The organism is Paraburkholderia sp. SIMBA_027 (genome assembly GCF_046535315.1).
Lineage (GTDB): Bacteria > Pseudomonadota > Gammaproteobacteria > Burkholderiales > Burkholderiaceae > Paraburkholderia > Paraburkholderia tropica.
Window position 1 is genome coordinate 1 of the sequence record NZ_JAWRWY010000945.1, and the last position, 260, is coordinate 260.

Consider the following 260-nt stretch of genomic DNA (forward strand, 5'->3'; position numbering starts at 1 on the left):
GAAGTCATCGACCAGGAAGCTCTTGGTGCCGATCGCAGCACCCTTCGGATCCGTGTAGATGTTCATCGTCCAGGTACCGCGCATGGCGTTCTGCTGCACCGGCAGATCGACGGTGTAGCCGCCGAGATCGCTTGTTTCCTTGACGATGCGGCGGTCCTCGACGCCATCGGGGCGCAGGAAGACGAAGGTCAGCGGCAGGTTCCCGATCGCTTTGCCGTCGGTGTCTCGGGCCAGTGCGGAGGCATGCACCGTCTCGCCGG

At 63.8% G+C, this 260-nt stretch carries 1 protein-coding gene; it reads right to left on the minus strand.

Translation table 11 applies throughout. The annotated features are described in order from the left end of the window. Positions 1-260 (minus strand): MG2 domain-containing protein (locus tag SB764_RS41900; RefSeq protein WP_410867023.1); only part of this gene is annotated, 260 nt, incomplete at both ends.